This window comes from Wenzhouxiangella psychrophila (genome assembly GCF_042310375.1).
Classification (GTDB): domain Bacteria; phylum Pseudomonadota; class Gammaproteobacteria; order Xanthomonadales; family Wenzhouxiangellaceae; genus Wenzhouxiangella.
Genome location: NZ_JBHJMQ010000005.1, coordinates 167,401 through 185,744 on the forward strand (window position 1 = coordinate 167,401; position 18,344 = coordinate 185,744).

At 63.8% G+C, this 18,344-nt stretch carries 13 protein-coding genes and 1 tRNA gene; 7 read left to right on the forward strand and 7 right to left on the reverse strand.

The window, feature by feature from the left end:
• Positions 1-41: 41 nt before the first annotated feature.
• Together ACDC66_RS08550 and ACDC66_RS08555 are read left to right on the forward strand one after the other, a co-directional pair.
• A complete protein-coding gene (locus tag ACDC66_RS08550) occupies positions 42-1,652 on the forward strand; it encodes a BCCT family transporter (RefSeq protein ID WP_376696288.1) in 1,611 nt (536 codons plus the stop codon).
• A gap of 127 nt (positions 1,653-1,779) precedes the next feature.
• Positions 1,780-1,853: transfer RNA gene (locus ACDC66_RS08555), tRNA-Gly, on the forward strand.
• Positions 1,854-2,658: 805 nt separating this feature from the next.
• Here ACDC66_RS08555 and ACDC66_RS08560 read toward each other — a convergent pair.
• Positions 2,659-3,570, reverse strand: a complete 912-nt coding sequence (locus tag ACDC66_RS08560; RefSeq protein WP_376696289.1) for a histone deacetylase family protein — start codon at positions 3,568-3,570, stop codon at positions 2,659-2,661.
• Positions 3,570-4,133 (reverse strand): cob(I)yrinic acid a,c-diamide adenosyltransferase, encoded by a 564-nt coding sequence (locus ACDC66_RS08565; RefSeq protein ID WP_376696290.1) that lies wholly within the window; start codon positions 4,131-4,133, stop codon positions 3,570-3,572. The genes ACDC66_RS08560 and ACDC66_RS08565 overlap by 1 nt, the downstream gene beginning before the upstream one ends.
• Positions 4,134-4,238: 105 nt before the next feature.
• On the opposite strand from ACDC66_RS08565, the gene ACDC66_RS08570 reads away from it, so the two are divergent.
• Both ACDC66_RS08570 and clpB read left to right on the forward strand, forming a co-directional pair.
• Positions 4,239-5,672 (forward strand): aldehyde dehydrogenase family protein, encoded by a 1,434-nt coding sequence (locus ACDC66_RS08570; protein ID WP_376696291.1) that lies wholly within the window; start codon positions 4,239-4,241, stop codon positions 5,670-5,672.
• An 81-nt stretch (positions 5,673-5,753) separates the two neighbouring features.
• Positions 5,754-8,348 (forward strand): ATP-dependent chaperone ClpB, encoded by a 2,595-nt coding sequence (gene clpB, locus ACDC66_RS08575; RefSeq protein ID WP_376696292.1) that lies wholly within the window; start codon positions 5,754-5,756, stop codon positions 8,346-8,348.
• 16 nt (positions 8,349-8,364) lie between these two features.
• Here clpB and ACDC66_RS08580 read toward each other — a convergent pair whose 3' ends face one another.
• Positions 8,365-9,378: a UPF0149 family protein gene (locus tag ACDC66_RS08580; protein WP_376696293.1), complete on the reverse strand. Its 1,014-nt coding sequence runs from the start codon at positions 9,376-9,378 to the stop codon at positions 8,365-8,367.
• A 175-nt stretch (positions 9,379-9,553) separates the two neighbouring features.
• Between ACDC66_RS08580 and ACDC66_RS08585 the strand changes: the two genes are divergently transcribed.
• On the forward strand, positions 9,554-11,110 hold the full coding sequence (locus ACDC66_RS08585; RefSeq protein WP_376696294.1) for a glutamate synthase-related protein: 1,557 nt from the start codon (positions 9,554-9,556) through the stop codon (positions 11,108-11,110).
• Here ACDC66_RS08585 and ACDC66_RS08590 read toward each other — a convergent pair.
• Entirely contained in the window at positions 11,107-12,129 is a 1,023-nt protein-coding gene (locus ACDC66_RS08590; RefSeq protein ID WP_376696295.1) for a hypothetical protein, read from the reverse strand. The genes ACDC66_RS08585 and ACDC66_RS08590 overlap by 4 nt on opposite strands.
• A gap of 123 nt (positions 12,130-12,252) precedes the next feature.
• Here ACDC66_RS08590 and ACDC66_RS08595 point away from each other — a divergent pair, with 123 nt between their 5' ends.
• Both ACDC66_RS08595 and ACDC66_RS08600 read left to right on the forward strand, forming a co-directional pair.
• Complete coding sequence (locus ACDC66_RS08595) at positions 12,253-13,158, forward strand: radical SAM protein (protein ID WP_376696296.1); 906 nt, start codon at positions 12,253-12,255, stop codon at positions 13,156-13,158.
• Between the two features lie 2 nt (positions 13,159-13,160).
• A complete protein-coding gene (locus tag ACDC66_RS08600; protein WP_376696297.1) occupies positions 13,161-13,910 on the forward strand; it encodes an NRDE family protein in 750 nt (249 codons plus the stop codon).
• Here ACDC66_RS08600 and ACDC66_RS08605 read toward each other — a convergent pair.
• The 3 genes from ACDC66_RS08605 to ACDC66_RS08615 are packed head-to-tail and all read right to left on the reverse strand — an operon-like array spanning position 13,900 to position 18,264.
• On the reverse strand, positions 13,900-15,978 hold the full coding sequence (locus ACDC66_RS08605; RefSeq protein WP_376696298.1) for a protein kinase domain-containing protein: 2,079 nt from the start codon (positions 15,976-15,978) through the stop codon (positions 13,900-13,902). The two genes, ACDC66_RS08600 and ACDC66_RS08605, sit on opposite strands and share 11 nt — an antisense overlap.
• Positions 15,962-16,924, reverse strand: coding sequence for a hypothetical protein (locus tag ACDC66_RS08610; RefSeq protein WP_376696299.1), 963 nt, complete (start codon positions 16,922-16,924; stop codon positions 15,962-15,964). The genes ACDC66_RS08605 and ACDC66_RS08610 overlap by 17 nt, the downstream gene beginning before the upstream one ends.
• Positions 16,921-18,264, reverse strand: coding sequence for a hypothetical protein (locus tag ACDC66_RS08615; protein ID WP_376696300.1), 1,344 nt, complete (start codon positions 18,262-18,264; stop codon positions 16,921-16,923). The genes ACDC66_RS08610 and ACDC66_RS08615 overlap by 4 nt, the downstream gene beginning before the upstream one ends.
• Between the last annotated feature and the right edge of the window lie 80 nt (positions 18,265-18,344).

Genomic DNA, 18,344 nt, shown 5'->3' on the forward strand with positions numbered 1-18,344 from the left:
GGCCGATATCATTCGAGGTTCCATCGAAGGGAGAACAAACCATGAGTGAGTTCGACGAGCAGAACCAGAAACCAAAAGAAATAGAGGAGATCGAGGCGATCTACGACACCGACTATGAAGTCGGGCAGGACAACGTCGAAGCCATGGGCATGGATATCCACCATCCCGTGTTCGCGATCAGTTCGACACTGATCGTGCTTTTCGTCGTGTTGTCGTTGATCTTTCCGGAAACGGCCAACTCCACACTGGACGCTACGCGCGTGTGGATCGGCGAAAAATTCGATTGGCTTTTCCTGACCGCGGGCAATATCTTCGTATTGTTCTGCATCGCCCTGATCATTCTTCCGGTCGGCAAGATCCGGCTCGGGGGGCAGGATGCAAAACCGGAGTTTGGTGTCCTGTCCTGGTTTGCCATGCTGTTCGCAGCCGGTATGGGCATCGGCCTGATGTTCTGGGGTGTTGCCGAACCGGTGGGTTACTTTACTGAATGGTATGGAACGCCACTGAATGTGGGAGGGGGCGATGCTCAAGCTTCTCTGGGCGCCACGATGTATCACTGGGGGCTTCACCCCTGGGCCATCTACGGCGTGGTCGCGTGTTCGCTGGCGTTCTTCTGCTACAACAAGGGCATGCCGCTGACCATCCGCTCGACGTTCTATCCACTGCTGGGTGATCGCGTCTGGGGCTGGTTCGGTCACCTGATCGATACCCTCGCGGTATTGGCGACACTGTTTGGTCTGGCCACCTCGCTGGGTCTGGGTGCCCAGCAGGCCGCCAGCGGCATGTCGTTCCTGTTCGGAATCGACGGTGGCCTGATGACGCAGGTTGCCATCATCATCGGCGTCACTGCCATTGCCGTAGTCTCGGTCGTTCGAGGTATCCACGGCGGCGTTCGCGTACTCAGTAATCTCAATATGTTCATCGCCGTGGCGCTGCTGTTGTTCACCATGGTCGCCGGCGGCCTGATTGCGTTTGCCGCCAATGCTGGCACAACCATCATGGGTTACATCCAGTACATGCTGCCGCTTTCCAACCCGGTCGGCCGCGAGGACAGCACCTTCTATCACGCCTGGACGATCTTCTTCTGGGCCTGGTGGATTTCCTGGTCCCCGTTTGTCGGCATGTTCATCGCCCGCGTCTCGCGCGGCCGTACGGTGCGTGAGTTCATGACCGCCGTTCTGATCGTTCCGGTGCTCGTTACCATTGTGTGGATGAGCGCCTTCGGCGGTGGCGGTATCGACCAGGTCAAGGAAGGTGTCGGCGAGCTTGCCGGTGGCATCGGCGACTCCTCGCTGGCGCTGTTCCAGATGCTCAACGAGTTGCCGTTCACGACGATCACATCCTTCCTGGCCATCGTGCTGGTGCTGGTGTTCTTCATCACCTCCTCGGACTCCGGTTCGCTGGTGATCGACAGCATCACTGCCGGCGGTAAGCTGGATGCGCCGGTTCCGCAGCGCATCTTCTGGGCGGTGACCGAGGGTGCCGTGGCTGGTGTCTTGCTGGCCGTCGGTGGCGATGCCGCACTCAATGCACTGCAGGCCGGTGCCGTCAGTACGGGTCTGCCGTTTACGGTCGTCTTGCTGTTCATGTGCTTCAGCCTGGCCAAGGCACTCAACCACGAGTTAACGCTGATCAAGCATGGTCACGCCTGACACGCGCTTTAATTACAACAACAATAATCAATAACAACAAGAAATGGCCCCGTTACCGGAAGGTGCGGGGCTTTCTTTTTTAGGGGATTGCCAAAAGGGTCAGGGCAGAGCTACGATACAAGCCGGTGCGGGCGTCGTATAATGGCATTACCCGAGCTTCCCAAGCTCGTGACGAGGGTTCGATTCCCTTCGCCCGCTCCATCCTTCTACTTCGATACACGCTTTCCAGCGCGGCCGCTATTCAGGCATTTTCGCGCCTTTTGGCTCCTTTTGGCTCCAACCGCAGCTGCCTGGCGCCCGCCTGCTCCGCAGGCAGCTGGCCGACCCCTGATGCAGCCATGGATGGAAGACTTGCCGCGGGATGCCGCGGTGCGGGCCTCGACAATTCAAAATCTGTTTCGCCCGGCTTGCTTCGCAAGCTCTTTCGGCGAGCTACTTTTTTCTTGCGCGAAAAAAGTAGCCAAAAGCGCGCTGAAAAGATGACGGATACCAAGTAGTTATCCCGCCACGGAGTGGCTTCAGTATTTTGTGCGGGGCTTCGTTTGTAATCTCTGAGACGCAGGCGGGCTTTCGACGTCCGATTGGACGGGCCCGCACCCAGCGTCACGACTTCGAAAGCGAGCGTTCGAGGGCCGTGCCGTGGATCTGAAGCCAGGGCGCATTCACCCGAAGCGATCTGCACTGGTGTAGCCGAAGCCGGGTTGATCGAGGTCGGGCCGTCAGAATGCCGATTACGCCCCAGGGACGTCGAAGACGCCCTGTGTCTAGACGGAGCTAGAGCGAAGACGGAAGCAAGATCCTGAAGCCCGCACGTCCCGTTGGTCCTGCGGTGCATCCGCAATCTTTTAAGCGCGCTTTTGATTCCTTTTGCCGCGCGAGGCAAAAGGAATTCGCCGCAAGAGCGCGCGAAGCGCGCCGGGCGAAACCGCCTTTGACGTGTCGAGACCCGCACCGCGGCCGGTGAGACTCACCTTGGCCAGGGCTCAATCGCGGGAAGGCTCTGCCCTCAGACCAATGCGTCGGCAAAGGCCTGGACGGAGCGCTCGAGTGCATCGAGGTTGTATCCGCCTTCCAGCGACGCTACGAGGCGTCCGCTGGCGTGTTTGTCCGCAATCTTGCGCAGTTCCTGCCCGATCCAGAAATAATCGTCGTCCTTGAGCCTGAGTTGCGCGAGCGGATCGGCAAAGTGGCCGTCGAAGCCGGCCGAGACGAGTATCAACTGCGGCCTGAAAGCCGTGATTCGCGGCAACAGATGAGACAGCCAGGCGTCGCGGAATGCATCGCTGGTCGCGCCCGGAGACAGGGTCACGTTGTGAACGTTGCCGGCCGCCGTCGTTTCAGGATTTCCTGTTCCGGGGTAGAGAGGGAACTGGTGAGAGGAGGCGAACATGATCTCCTCGTTGCCTGAAACGATCTCCTCGGTACCGTTGCCGTGATGCACGTCGAAATCACAGATTGCGATTCGCTCCAGGCCGTGCTCGGCCAGGGCGCGTGCTGCTGCGAGCGCGATATTGTTGAAAATGCAAAATCCCATGGCCCGGTAGGATTCGGCGTGGTGTCCGGGTGGGCGAACCACGGCGAAGGCGCGCTGGCAGCGGTTCTCCATGACATGGTCGACCGCGTCGCAGGCGGCGCCGGCGGCCAGCAGGGCTGCCTGGAGTGTTCCGGGGCCGAACCATGTGTCGGGATCGATGGCCGTAGCCCCACCCTCGGCTGCCAGGTTCTTCATGTGCGCGATGTGATGCGGTGTGTGCGCCAGTTTCAGCGTTGCATCATCGACGGGCGCGGCCTGACGGAAGTGCACGTTCTGCATCCGTTCCAGGCCGCGCATGGCCGCGGCCAGTCGGGCGGGTGACTCGGGATGCTCGTCCGGTGTTACGTGCCCGGCACAGTCGGGGTGGGAGAGAATGCGGAGCATCAGCGCTTGCGCTCGTGATTCCAGAAGACTTCTCCGGCGCCGGAAGCGCGCGCGATTGTACGGGCGACGACGAACAGCAGGTCGGAGAGACGATTGAGATAGCGGATCGCCGGCTCGTTGACCGGCTCGTGGCGGGCCAGGGCGATCACCCGGCGCTCGGCGCGACGACAGACCGTACGCGCGAGATGTGCGTGGGCCGCGGCTGTGGAACCGCCGGGGAGAATGAACTCCTTGAGCATCGGCAGGGACTCATTGAGTTCGTCGAGCTCGGCCTCGAGCCGCTTGATGTGCCCGTCGGCGATCATTTCGCTGTCAGGGATGCAAAGCTCACCGCCGAGATCGAACAGATGGTGCTGCACATCGAGCAGCAGGCTGGAGAGCTTGCCGAGTTCCTCGGTGTCGCTGAGCCCGGCCACGACGACGCCGATGACGGAATTGAGTTCGTCGACGGTGCCGAAGGCTTCGACGCGGCGGCTGTCCTTGGCTGTCCGGCTGCCGTCGCCCAGGCCCGTGGTGCCATCGTCGCCAGTTCGCGTGTAAATTTTCGAAAGTCGGTTACCCATAAGTCGATTATAAGTCGTTGGCTGCTTGGCCGGTTGGTGCCTGGTCGATGAAAGTTAACGGGTAGTGCGTTAATGTGATCTCAGTATCCCCACCGGAGCGCAGTGATGACAGCGAAAGCCTTGCCGTACTACCTTGCCAACCAGGCCGTTTTCGCCAATGAAGATCTTGAAGTGCTGGATAAGCATACCGGCGAAGTTGCCTGGCGGGTTGCCAATGCCGACGATGCGATTGTCGACAAGGCCGTCGCCGCAGCCGTCAAGGCGACCCGGCCCATGGCGGAGCTTCCGTCGTACAAGCGCCGTGATGCCCTGCTGCACTGTGTTGAGCGGTTCCGGGAGCGCCAGGAGGAACTGATCGAGGTGCTGATCGTCGAGGGCGGCAAGGTCCGGCGTGATGCCAAGGGAGAGGTCACGCGCCTGATCGAGACCTTCCAGGTGGCCGCCGAGGAGGCCACCCGTATCGGCGGGGAAGTCATCCCGATGGATATCAGCCCGCGCTCGGAAAAGTTCTCCGGTATGTGGAAACGCGTTCCGATCGGGCCGGTGTCGTTCATCACACCCTTCAATTTCCCCTACAACCTGGTGGCGCACAAGATCGCCCCGGCCATTGCCGCCGGCTGTCCCTTCATTCTAAAGCCGGCCGAAAAGACGCCGGTCGGCGCCCTGTTGATGGGCGAGATCCTGGCCGAATGCGATCTGCCCGAGGGCGCGTTTTCGATCCTCAACGTTGAGGGTGACGATACCGCCCGTGACCGCTTCACCGAGGACGACCGGCTCAAGCTGATGAGCTTCACCGGCTCGGACAAGGTCGGCTGGATGCTCAAGAGCAAGGCCGGCAAGAAGCCGGTGGTCATGGAGCTCGGCGGCAATGCCTCCTGCCTGGTCGACCATGATGCGGATCTCGAGGACGCCGTCGCCAGGGTTGTATTCGGCGGCTACTACCAGTCCGGCCAGAGCTGCGTGTCCGTGCAGCGCGTTCTGGTACACGAGGATATCTACGACACCTTCAGCAAGAAGCTGTGCGAGAAGGTCGGCGACCTGCCGGGCGGCGATCCGCGTGATGAGGAGACCTGGATCGGTCCGCTGATCACCAAGGACGATGCAAAGCGGGTGGTCGACTGGATCCAGGAGGCCGTCGACGGCGGTGGCAGGCTGCTGGTCGGCGGTGAGCGCGACGGCAGCGTGGTCCGGCCCGCGGTGGTCGAGAACGCGCCGGCCGACAGCAAGCTGCGCGAGGAAGAAATCTTCGGGCCGGTCGTGACACTGGAGAAGTTCTCGGATTTCGACGCCGCGATCGAGGCCATCAATGACTCGCGTTACGGGCTGCAGGCGGGTTTGTTCATCCGCGATATCTCGAAGATCAACAAGGCCTGGAACCGGCTTGAAGTCGGTGGCGTGATCATCAATGACGTGCCCTCCTTCCGCGTTGACCACATGCCCTACGGCGGCGTGAAGGACTCCGGCCTGGGCCGTGAGGGGATTCGTTACGCCATCGAGGACATGACCGAGATCCGCCTGCTGGCCATCCGCGACGTCTGATGTCCGCTTGATTCCGTCTCCAACCGCCCCCACCCCTGTGGATAAGTTGAATATTTACTGGGGAGTCAGCCTGTTATGAGAATGGATAAATTGACCGCCCGCTTCCAGCAGGCGCTGGGCGAGGCGCAGAGCCTTGCCGTCAGTCTCGATCACGCCATGCTCGAGCCCGAGCACGTGATGCTCGCCTTGCTCGACCAGGAGGGTGGTGGTATCCGCGGCCTGTTGTCGCGCTCGGGTGCGCAGGTCGATCAGTTGCGCTCGGCGCTCGGAGAGAAGGTCGAGGGCTTTCCGAAAGTTACCGGCCAGGCCGGGCAGATCAACATGTCCAACGACCTCGGCCGCGTGCTCAATCTGACCGACAAGATTGCAAACAATCGCGGCGACGCCTACATCGCCTCCGAACTGTTCGTGCTCGCCGCGCTCGAGGCCAAGGTGGGCCTGAGCGAGTTGCTGCACCAGTCCGGGGTGACCCGCAAGGCTGTCGAAGACGCCATCGAGTCGGTTCGAGGCGGCGAAAAGGTCGACGATCCCAACGCCGAGGACACCCGTGAGGCGCTACAAAAGTACACCATCGACCTGACCGAAAAGGCCGAGCAGTCGCGCCTGGATCCGGTCATCGGCCGCGACGAGGAGATCCGCCGCACGGTGCAGGTGCTGCAGCGGCGCACCAAGAACAACCCGGTCCTGATCGGCGAGCCCGGCGTGGGCAAGACCGCCATCGTCGAGGGCCTGGCGCAGCGCATCGTCAACGGCGAAGTGCCCGAGGGCCTGAAGAACAAGCGCGTGCTCTCGCTCGACATGGGGGCGCTGATTGCCGGCGCCAAGTATCGCGGTGAATACGAAGAGCGGCTCAAGGCCGTGCTCAACGAGATCAAGCGCGAGGAAGGCAAGGTCATCCTGTTCATCGACGAGGTGCACACCATGGTCGGTGCCGGCAAGACCGAGGGCTCGATGGATGCCGGCAATATGCTCAAGCCCGCACTCGCCCGCGGCGAGTTGCACTGCGTGGGTGCCACCACGCTCAACGAGTACCGCGAGAACATCGAGAAAGACGCCGCGCTCGAGCGTCGGTTCCAGAAGGTGCTGGTTGAGGAGCCGAGTGTCGAGGACACCATCGCCATTCTCCGCGGCCTGCAGGAGCGCTACGAGGTCCATCACGGCGTCGACATTACCGACCCGGCGCTGGTGGCTGCCGCAACCTTGTCGCATCGCTACATCACCGACCGCAACCTGCCAGACAAGGCGATCGACCTGATGGACGAGGCCGCCAGCCGCATTCGGATGGAGATCGATTCCAAGCCGGAGGCCATGGACCGGCTCGAGCGCCGCCTCATACAGCTCAAGATCCAGCGCGAGGCCTTGAAGAAGGAAACCGACGAGGCCTCGAAGAAGCGTCTGACCGACCTGGAAGAGGAAATCAACGAACTCGAACGTGAGTTCGCCGACCTCGACGAAGTGTGGAAGACCGAGAAGGCGTCGGTACAGGACGCCACGCACATCAAGGAAGAGCTGGAGCGCGCCCGGGCCGAACTGGACAATGCCCGCCGGGCGCAGGATCTCTCGCGCATGGCCGAGCTCCAGCACGGCCGCATCCCGGAACTCGAACAGCAACTCGAGCAGGCCGAGTCGAGTGACACAACCGACAACTTCCAGCTCCTGCGCAACAAGGTCACCGACGAGGAGATCGCGGAGGTGGTCAGCCGCTGGACCGGCATCCCGGTCTCGAAGATGCTCGAGGCCGAGCGCGATAAGCTCCTGAAAATGGAAGACGCCCTGCACGAGCGCGTCATCGGCCAGGACGAGGCGGTCAAGGCCGTCGCCGACGCCATCCGACGCTCGCGTGCCGGGCTGGCCGATCCCAACCGGCCCAACGGCTCGTTCCTGTTCCTGGGCCCCACGGGCGTGGGCAAGACCGAGCTGTGCAAGTCGCTGGCGAACTTCCTCTTCGACACCGAGGACGCCATGGTCCGCATCGATATGTCGGAGTTCATGGAAAAGCACGCCGTGGCCCGACTCATCGGCGCACCGCCGGGCTACGTCGGCTACGAAGAGGGCGGCTATCTCACGGAGACGGTCCGTCGCCGTCCTTACTCGGTCATCCTGCTCGACGAGGTCGAGAAGGCGCACCCGGAGGTCTTCAATATCCTGCTGCAGGTGCTCGACGACGGCCGGCTGACCGACGGCCACGGGCGCACGGTGGACTTTCGCAATACCGTTATCGTCATGACCTCCAACCTCGGCTCGGATCGCATCCAGCAGATGGCCGATTCCGAGTACGAGGCGATGAAGTCAGCGGTGATGGAAGTCGTCGGCCAGCATTTCCGGCCGGAGTTCATCAACCGCGTCGACGAAATCGTGGTCTTCCATCCGCTCGACCGCGCGCAGATTCGCCAGATCGCGGCGGTGCAGATCCAGTACCTGGAAAATCGCCTGGCCGACCGCGACATCGGTTTCGAGATCAGCGATGCCGCGCTCGACCTGTTGGGCGAGGCCGGTTTCGACCCGGTCTACGGTGCAAGACCGTTGAAACGAGCGATCCAGAACCGGCTGGAGAACGCCCTGGCGCAGAAAATCCTGTCCGGCGAATTCGGCCCCGGCGACACCGTACGCATCGACGCCGCCGACGGCGAGCTGCGTTTCATGCGTGAGCCGGGTGTCGAAGCCGCCGCCGGCTGATCAGCGTGTTTCCCGCTCAGCGGTTGATCATTGATTGCGACTCGAGCGCCCGAGTCAGTATCGGGTTGGCCAGGAGGTAGAGCTGCCGGGTGGCCGCACGGATTGACTTGTAGACCGGGGTGCTTTCATCGACTGCACCCGAATGGCCGTCTCCGCGCGCCGATTCCGGGCTGATGAACCGGGTCAGGATGGCGACTGTTTCGTTCCAGTCGGCACGCAGCTCCGGGAACGCCTCGAGATGCGCCCGCCAGTCAGCTTCGAGAACATCGAGCGCGCTTGCCAGGCCGCGGCACCAGTCGCTGAACGGCGGCTCGCAGCGGGTTCCAGCCCGAGCAGTCGGGCGGCACGACGGTGGGATCGGATCGTCTTCGGCAAACAGTGCTTCGGCGATGTCCGCGTAGAGAAGCTGGTAGGCGTCGATGACGGGCAGGTAGCAGGGCGCATCCAGGGCGTCGTAGCCGCCGAACAGGTGCCGACTGCGATCGGAGCCGGGGACAAGCCGTGGAGCCGCCGCGCAGCCGAAGCAGAAACCGGCGGCGGTGGCGAGGTTCATGGCTGAAGGGCCGGCATAGTGCCGACAGTAGTGCTCGATCACCGCCCCGTGTGCCGGCACGAAGCCATGGGCCCGCGCGGCTTCGAATGCGGCCGGAAGAATGGCTATGTCGCGATCGTCCAACAGGCGTTCCATCGCGAAGGCTTTTCGGCGGTCGGTGTGCCTCGCGACCCGGTTGAACTGTTCGTAAGCCCGGGCACCGCCGACTTTTGCCAGTGCCCAGATCGCCGCCGTGCGATCCACCCCCGATACCAGCATCCGCTCGAGCAACCGGCCGAATTCCGGTGGGTAGCCGGCGGCGAGCTTGTCTTCAACTTCCCGCCACTCGCCTGCGTCGGCAGAAGGAGAAGGGAATTCACCGGCAACAATCCAGCGGTGGATGGCTGCTTCTCGCTCCTGTTCGGGCGTATTCAACCAGACAGTGGGCTCCGGCGCCGTCTTCGCGGTGTAGATGAGAGTCGCTACGGCGTCAGACATTCCCGGGCCTCTGTGATCCGAATCGAGGGGGCGGCCGGTCGAGCCGCCTGAACCCCAGACTGGCGCAGATACCGTGAATAATCAAGATGAGTGGTCCGTCGGGGATAAGGCGCCCTTCACCCGCCCGTGCTACGTTCCCGAATCAAGACGTGTTCAGGGGAGAGGAGAAACGGATATGGCCGACAAACCCATCGTTGCCGCGCTATCGCCCAAGGGCGTCGAAGTCGAGAAAGGCGAGACCTACTACTGGTGCCGTTGCGGCCGCTCGAAGGACCAGCCCTTCTGCGACGGTTCCCACGAGGGCACGGGCATCACGCCGGTCAAATTCGAGGCCGACAAGGATGAAGAGGTCTATTTCTGTCGATGCAAGGCCACCGGCGACCAGCCGCTGTGCGACGGCACGCACGCCAGGCTGGACGTCGAGGTGGGCGATCCCGTGCCCGATCGCGGTTCGGATGACGCCGACGACGATGGGGGCAAGGACGAAGCGCCCGAAGCCGAAGCGACCCCGGAGGAGCCGACCGTCGCGCGCATCCACGAGATGGCGAAGCACGGGCTCGCGAAATCCGGGCCGCACGGCGAAACCGTGGCCATGGGCGTGCCCCGCAGCGAGCTGCCGGACTGGAACGACATCCAGATCCTGACCGCCCAGCTGGCGCGCAAGCCGCTCGAGGAAGCCGATGAGGTTGATACCGGCCTGGTCATCGGCCCGAAGGCCGAGCGCCCGCTGAAACTCGAGATTCCTTTGCTCGTTTCTGACATGAGCTTCGGTGCGCTTTCACCGGAGGCCAAGGTGGCCCTGGCCCGGGGTGCCGAACAGGCCGGTACCGGTATCTGTTCGGGCGAAGGTGGTTCCATGGACGAAGAGCGCCAGGCCAACTCACGCTACCTGCTCGAACTGGCTTCGGCCAAGTTCGGCTGGCGATGGGCGTTGCTCGACGAGGTCCGCGCTTTCCACTTCAAGGGCGGCCAGGCGGCCAAGACCGGCATCGGCGGGCACCTGCCGGGCAGCAAGGTTACCGACAAGATTGCCGAGACCCGGGGAATCGAGGCCGGCGAGGATGCCGTTTCACCGGCAACCTTCGATGCCCCGCGCAGCGCGAAGGAATTCGGCAAGTTCGCCGACGAGGTGCGCGAGCGATCGGGCGGCATTCCCGTCGGTTTCAAGCTCTCGGCCAACCATATCGAGGACGATATCGATTTCGCGCTGGATGCGGGCGCCGACTACATCATCCTCGATGGCCGCGGTGGCGGCACCGGCGCGGCACCGGCCATCTTCCGCGACCATATCAGCGTGCCCACCATCCCGGCGCTGGCCCGGGCGCGTCGCCACATGGACAAGCGCTGCGGTCGCGACGTCACGTTGATCGTCACCGGCGGTTTGCGCACGCCCGAGGACTTCGTCAAGGCGATTGCCCTGGGCGCCGACGGCATCGCGCTGGCCAATTCGGCGATCCAGGCGGTCGGCTGCGTGGCCGCGCGCATCTGTCACACAAACCGCTGCCCCTCGGGTGTGGCGACCCAGGATCCGGAGCTTCGCAAGCGTTTGAAGGTGGACGATGGCGCCGAGCGCCTGGCGCGCTTCTTCGGTGCCTCCGTGGAACTGATGTCACTGCTGGCCCGGGCCTGCGGTCATTCTTCCATCAGCGACTTCTCGCGTTCGGACCTGACCACGTTCAAGCGCGATATGGCGTTGCTGAGTGGTGTCGCCTTCAGCGGCGTCGGGGACTAGTCTTTCTGTTCTTCGCCGTCATCCATGACCGGGTGGGCGAGCAGGAACAGCCGTTGGATGCTGTCGTTGAGCCCGGCATGGACGCGATGGCAGGCTGACTCGAAGCTCTCCTGCCCGAACCGGGACTGGCAAATGGCTCGCCCTTGTTCTCGATCGGCGAAAAAGCTCAGGGTATCGACGATGGCCAGGTATTCGGCATGCAGCCCGGGATGCCCGGCAAGGTGCGCTTCCCACCCCGGAGCGACAACCGGGCGCGTGGCGATGAATCCCTTGCACCAGTCGCTGAAGGACGAATCAAAGCAGGCATCCGGATCGTCTGGCGGACGCACCGAAGGCGGTATCGGGTCGTCCTGTTCGAATACCGCGTCCGATACGTAGCGGAACAGCTCGCGGTAGGCGTCTGCAACCGGCAGGTAGACCGGCGTTTCGTCGGCGATCTCGTTGCCGTACATGTATTCATACAGCGTGTGGTTGCGCACGAACTTCGGGGCGGTGGCGCAGCCGAAGCAGAATCCGGCGGCGCTCGCGAAAGGCAGAGAACCTTCGGGATCGTAGTGACGATGGTAGTAATCGATAACCTGCTCGTGCGACGGACCGAAGCCGCCGGCCGAGGCCTCGAAAGCGGCCGGCAGGATGGCGGTGTCGCAGTCTTCGAACAGGCGTCCGATGTCGAAGCTTTCCGGGCTTTCGGTGGCTCTCGACATTCGTTCCAGTTGCTTGTAACGCTCGCTGCCAACTGCTTCGGCCATGGCCCACAGGGCCACGATCCGCTCGACACCCGCGTCGAGCATGCGCTCCAGCAGCCGGATGGTTTCCGGCGGCATTCCGCTGGCTATCTGGTCTTCGACCTCGCGCCATTGGTCGGCACTGCGCGGCACGCAGCAGGGAAACGGCAGGTCATTGCGCTTGAGCCATTCCCGAATCGCGAGCGTGCGTTCGGCTTCGGGCGCCCCGAGCCACGCGGCCCGATCGGGGCCGGTGCGAGGGTCATAGCGAAGCCGCTGGGCATAGTCGGACATGAATCGCGCGTGGTTCTTGGAATGTAGCCACATTATGCAACGAGCGGCATGGATGAAGGCGCTGATCAGCTTTCCGAGCCGACGTTACAATGCCTCGCAAGCCCGATGCCGCGCAAATCGACGATGACCCAACACGCTCCCGAACCCATTCGCTACGTTGAACCGGTCTTTCGCCCGCCCAGCGAAGCGAGGTCGTTGATTCTGCCGGTCACCGATGGCTGTTCCTGGAACCAATGCACCTTCTGCGAAATGTACACGGCGCCGCAGAAGAAATTCCGGGCACGCGACGAGTCAGAGGTGCTGGAGATGATCCGTCGCTGCGGCGAGCTTTTCGGCGATCGCGCCCGGCGCATCTTCCTGGCCGATGGTGACGCCCTGGTCCTGCCCTCGCATCGACTCATGCGGATTCTCGAGGCCATCGCCGAGCACATGCCCGGTGTGGAGCGCGTTTCCAGCTACTGCCTGGCGCGCAACCTGCGGCGCAAGTCCGTCGCGGAGCTGACCGAACTGCGCGAGGCCGGGCTGGAGATGGCGTACCTGGGCGCCGAAACCGGCGATGACACGGTGCTGGAAAAGGTCAACAAGGGCGAATCTTTCGAATCGATGCGCGAGGCACTCGACAAGCTCGGCCAGGCCGGCATCAAGCGCTCGGTGATGATCCTCAACGGGCTCGGCGGCGCGATCTACAGCGAGCAGCATGCCGCCAATTCGGCCCGCCTGGTCAACGCCACCCAGCCGGAGTACCTGGCGACCCTGGTGGTGAGCTTTCCGCAGGGAGAAGCAAGGTTCCGGGAGTCCTTCCCCGAGTGGGAGCCGCTGGACCAGGCCGGCCTGTTCGCCGAGATGCGCCGCTTTCTCGAGGCCCTGAATCTGGGAAATACGGTGTTTCGTTCCGACCATGCCTCCAACTGGCTGGCCCTGAAGGGCACGCTCAACGCGGACAAGGCCCGGCTGCTCGATCAACTCGACCAGGCCATCGCCCATCCCGACCGGGCGCCGCTGCGGCCGGAGTGGGCGCGCGGGCTTTAGTCATGTGCCTGATCGCTTTCAGCTTCAACCCGGGACAGGAACGTCATCTGTTGCTGGCCGCCAACCGGGACGAGTTTCATGACCGACCGGCGCAGCCAATGGCCTGGTGGCACTGGCCCGATGGCCCCCTGGCCGGACGCGACGAGCGTGCCGGCGGCACCTGGATTGCTGCCGGACGCAACGGCCGTTGGGCGGCGGTGACCAACTTCCGCGACCCGGATGCCGGCAGCGGTGAACGCTCGCGCGGCGAATTGCCCGTGCGCTTCCTCGAGGGGGAGGGCGCGCCGGAGGCCTTCGTTCGTGCAGTCGATGCCCGGCGAGACCACTATGGTCCCTTCAACCTGCTCGCCGGTGATCGGGAGACGCTTTGGTTTTGCTCTTCCCAGGCCCGCCCGGCGGCCGTTTCGGTGGGTGTGCATGCGTTGTCCAACGGCCTGCTCGACGAGCCCTGGCCCAAGACCCGGCGCGTGGCGACCGCATTGCGCGGGCTGGCGTCGACGACCCAGATCGATACCGAACGGCTGTTCGAACTCATGAACGATCGTGATCGGGCGCCGGACTCGGACCTGCCCGATACCGGCGTCGGTGCCGAACTGGAGCGCTTCCTGTCGCCGCCGTTCATCGTCGGGGAACGCTACGGTACCCGCTGCACCACGATCCTGTCGCTGGGGGAGCGAAGCCTGGCGGCCGAACGCGTTTTTGATTCGGCCGGACGAACCGCCGGCGAATTGAAATACGGCTTCAGCCCCTGAGCTTGCCCAGCTCCGTGGCCAGCGATTCGGTGTCCTGGTAGCGGTCTTCAGGCGCGAAGGCCATGCAGCGCAGGATGATCGTCTCGAGTTCGTCGGGAATGCCCGACCAGAACCGTGAAGGGGGCGCCGGGGGATGGTGAAGCCGGGCGACGGCGATCTCCAGGGCGCTTTCGCCCGAGAAGGGCATCCCGCCGGTAAACAGCTCCTCGAGCACGACGCCCAATGAATAGATATCGGTGCGCACATCCGGCTGGCCGCCCTGGATCTGTTCCGGGGCCATGTAATGGGGCGTTCCACTCAGATTATCGTTGGTGGAATCGTCCTGCGAGCGGGCGGGGCGGGAAATGCCGAAATCCATCAATTTTGCGTTGCCCCGGTGTTCGAGCATGACGTTGCCGGGCTTGATATCGCGATGGAGAACGCCTACCTCGTGAACCGCCTGCAGCCCGGCGCAGAGCTGTCGGGCTATTCTCAGCGCCGCACCGTAGGGAAGCTTGCCGCGACGGTCGAGCAGTTCCCTCAGCGTCATGCCGCTGACGTATTCCATCGACAGGTAGGCCGCGTCGCCGGCTTCGCCGAAATCGTAGGTGCGCAACACGTTGGAGTGGGTGATGCGGCGCGCGAGTTTGAGTTCGCTCTTGAGTTGCTCGAGGCTCTGCTCATCGACGCGCTCGGGCTTGATCATCTTGATGGCCACGATTTCGTCGAGCTTCTGGTCGTAGGCCTTGAACACGACGCCCATGGCGCCCTGGCCCAGTTCGGAGAGCAGTTCGTAGCGTTCGCCGAGGTGGTGCCGCAAGTCGCCCGACGGTGAGTCGTCGGATTGCGCCGCCGGGTCCATGGGTTCGGTGGCATGTCCTTCCGAGTGTTTGACCGCTGCCGTGTCTCGGCCGCGGTGTTCTTCCAGCGGCGCGTGACGCGCCATGTCGGCCATGTAGTCTTCCATGTCCCGCTTCTCGCGCAGGCTGCTGAGCAGGCTGTCGAAGGCGTGTGACAGACGGCCGATTTCGTCGCCACCGCCGGTGGCGACCTTGTGGCGGTAATTGCCGTCCAAGGCGGCTTCGGCCGCCGAGGTGAGTCGACCGACGGGCTGAAGGATGCGCTGCGAAATCACGTAAGAGAGGAAAAGCGCCACGACGACGGCAACGATGCCGGTGACCATGACCACGATCGGGATGTTCTGGTACGCAGCCAGCTCGCGATCGAGCGACGTCAGTGCGACGGTCGTGCCGAAGGTGTCGCCGCGGGCGTCGATCAGCGGAGACAGCTCCAGCAACCAGCGGTCGTCGGCGAGATCGACGCGGAAGGTTCTTCCGGATTCCGAAGGCTCCAGCAGCACTTTGCCGAGTTCCTCGTTGGTCCGGACTTCGGCCAGTAGACGATCGGTTGCCGCGACGTCCAGGGTCGTGGCGACGACGCGAATCCGGTCGCCGGCAGTCAGGTAGGCCACGTCGGCGCCGCTGACGCGTTTTACGTCGTTGGCCAGCGAGTTGTCGAGCGCCAGGCCCGCGACCAGGAAGCCGGCAACGGTGCGGCCGCGCGCAATCGGCGTGACGGAGGCCTGGTAGAGGGTCCCGCTGCTGGTCCAGAGGCCGCTGACCGGGCTCAGCTCCTCGCGGCCGCGGGCCACGAGGGGGTTGTCCGAGAGGTCGACCGCCAGCGCCTGGGGGCGATCGGTGCGCGCCACCACGTTGCCGTCGGGATCGAGCACCAGCGCGATATCGAGGCCGAACTCGTTGCGTCTGGACTGCAGCAAGTCGGCGATCGAGCGGGCGGCCAGTTCCGGGTCGTCGGCGTTGACGGCCTCGTCGACGTAACTGCCGAAGTAGGGATCGGATGAGACCAGCTCGGTGATCAACTCGAGCTGGCGTGCCCGGAACTGCCGGAAGTAGCGCTGCACCGACTGGCTGTTGGAAAGCGACGTGTCGACAGAATCGGCGGCGATATCACGAACGACCTTGAGCGTGACGACCATGGCGCCGCCGACCGCCAGCGCCAGTACCAGGCCGAAAGCCAGGAACAGCTTCGCGCCCAGCGACAATCCGGTTCGTTCAGCGGTACGGGTCACGGTCTCGCCGGTTGTAGGGTTGGCCGGCCTTGTCCCGGTGCGGCGGGAGTTTGGGCTTGGTGACTTCCAGCTTTACGTCGATCGCACCGGACGCGGGCAGTTCGATCGAGCGCGACCAGCGTTCGCTTTGCCGATGCCAGACGTGCAGTTCGCCCGGCCCGGCGGGCAGGCCGGTCAGCTGGAATCTGCCGTCGGCACCGGCCTGGGCGCGCCAGGGCGTGTCGACGACCAGCACGTGGGCGTGCATGTCGTGATGCACGTTGCAATAAATGTTGACCACGCCGGGGTTCGTGAATGTGACCGAGGGCGATTCGTCCGGGCCGTAAACGCCCACGTCGAAGCCGTTCTCGGAAGAGACCGAGAACAGGTTGTGCAGGATCGGGTCTTCGTTGGGAAATCGGACCTCGGTGCCCCGCGAGACTGTCAGCACGGTGGGTGAAAGCGACTTGTCGCGCGTGATGATCTCGGCCGTGTCCGCCGGCTCGGTCTTGCCCCTCGTGTCGTCGGCGGACTCCGGAACAAAGTAGACCACCGCCTCGTCGGCATTGGCGTCGCCGCCGGTCATCGTGATCCGGCCCGTGAGGTCGAATTCTCGCTCGCGTGCGGGGGTGTCGCGTTCCGGTTCCGGCGCCGTTTCCGCTTCGGCTTTACTGTCGCCCGGGGGCTCGGCCTGTCTTGCGGGCTCCGGCGGCGGCGTCTCGGATACCTCGAATGGCTCGCTTTCCTCGGCCGCGTCCGCTGTGTCTCGGGGCTCGGGAGAGGTCGGCTGTGCCGGTTGTGTCGCTTCGCGTTCGGGTTCTTCGCCGGGTTCGGCCTTGGCGGTCGGCTCCGCTTCAGTGTTGCCGGTTTCCGGCGCCTGGTCAGTCTGTGGCTGTTGTGTGGCCACCGGCGCGCAGGCGCTCAAGACAAGCGCCAGCGGGATCAGCATGGCGGCGAGGCGCATCACGAGCGCCACCTCAGGGTAACCAGGAACTCGTTGTTGTCGGCCTCGCCGCCGGCCGTGACGAAGCGGTTGTCCGCGTACTCGGCGGTGAGGTCCAGTCCGGGCAGGATGGTCAGGCGCAGCCCGATGTCGATCTTCTCCCAGTCCCAGGCGCCGCTGGGGAAGGGCGTGATATCGGGGTTGGCGAAGTCATTGTCGAGGCGCGAGTAGCGCACGGCCGGCTGGATGTGCGAAAACAACTGGCGCCCCTCGAAGGCCCACAGCAGCGGAAGTTCGAACGACCAGGCCGCTTCCAGTTCCAGGCCGCTGCGGGGGAGGGAAGCGATTTCCTGGTCGACGTACTGGCCGAAAAGCGAAACATCGCCGAGATAGGCGCGCAGGTTGACCCCGTATTCCTCGCGGTCATTACCCGACAACGCGGGATAGGGGAACTGGTTGGCGGGGCCGCGCAGCAGGTCCAGGTCGCCGCCGTAGAAGGTGCCGTTCAGAGACGCCTCTTCCTCGAGTTCGCCGCGATAGCCGAACAGCATCACGTCGAAGGCCCGCGCGCCTGCATCGTCGGTCCAGCGGTAACCGGCGGCCGCGCCGAGTTCGGGCTTGCCGTCGAAGTCCAGGCCCTCGATCTCGGCGTCATAGAGGATGGGGATGCCGGTTTTCAACTCGGGATCGGGGTTGGGACGGCGCAACGCCTCGATGCCGTTGTCCCCGGCCAGCGCGTTGGGGTCGCGTATAAACAGCGGATTGCCCTGGGTGACCGAGCCCAAGAGATAGAAGTTGCCGCCCAGGTCGAGGCCGAATTCGGCGCCCAGATCCTCGAGGCGATTGAAGGCGGTGGAGACCAGGCCGTAGCTTTCGAGGTGCCGGTCGTCCTGGCGCTCGAACTTTTCGAACTTGCCGAGCTTGATGTAGCCGCCAAACCCTTCGTCCGGCAGGGCCGGTGCGATCTCGCGGCCCCAGCGCAGCCAGAGCTGGTCGACGTCGACCGTGCGATCGCCCGATGTCGGGTTGCGCTCGTAACGGTCGAAAAAGTCGATCCGTGCGTGGGCGAGGAATCGATCACCGTGCGAGATGTTGGCGATGAAGCTGACCAGGGAAGCCTCGAAGTGCCCGCCCGGTTCCACGGTTTCCATGGCGCCCTGTTCCGCGCCGGGCGGCAGCATGTCCGGGGTGAACGGGAAATTCACCGGAAATCGGTTTTCGTCACTGTTGCGGTAGTGAAGGCGTGTTTCGAAGCCCAGGTCCGCATTCCAGCTGGGATCGTTCTCCTGCGCGACGGCCGTTGACGACGCGGCCAGAATAGCTGCAAGCAGCAATCCGCGGCCGGATTTGATGACATGAATCATGACGAATTTCCCTATGCTTTTTGCGAGGCGACACTGCGCGAAGCCGTCGCATGCTGCGTTTCCCGGCTTAATATGCTACC